We start from the raw sequence: 491 nt of genomic DNA on the forward strand, positions 1-491 counted from the left end.
GGGGGTCACCTAACGAAAGTGCATTCCTTGTACGCTAAGGTCGCACGAAACAGGAACGAATGATTTTGGAGGCCAAAAATCAGGAAGGAGAAATTGCATCTCTGACGCGCATGATTGTCTGTCGGCTAGTTTTGAATTCCCGCGCCACCGTGGACACACTGATTCCATCTCCCAGGCGTTGCTCAACAGCCCTGCGCTGATCATCCGTAAGGCTCGTGGGTCTTCCGAGCGTCTTGCCCTCGGCTTTGGCCCGAGAGAGGCCCGATTGCGTCCGTTCGATCAATAGGTCGCGCTCAAACTCTGCCACGGCATTGATGACGTGCATCGTCAGTTTGCCGGTGGAACTCGTCAGATCTACACCGCCGAGGGCCAGACAGTGCACCCGGACTCCTATTTCGGCCAGCGTGGCGACGGTGCCACTGACATCCATGGCATTGCGGCCTAAACGGTCAAGCTTGGTGACCACCAAGACGTCACTGGGTTCGAGCCGA

Annotated in this window: 1 protein-coding gene; it reads right to left on the reverse strand. The window is 56.8% G+C overall.

The genetic code is table 11. The annotated features are described in order from the left end of the window. Window positions 1-79: 79 nt before the first annotated feature. Window positions 80-491 (reverse strand): recombinase family protein (locus H261_RS23025; RefSeq protein ID WP_008622974.1); only part of this gene is annotated, 412 nt, incomplete at its 5' end.

It is taken from the genome of Paramagnetospirillum caucaseum, assembly GCF_000342045.1.
In the GTDB taxonomy this organism is placed as follows: domain Bacteria; phylum Pseudomonadota; class Alphaproteobacteria; order Rhodospirillales; family Magnetospirillaceae; genus Phaeospirillum; species Phaeospirillum caucaseum.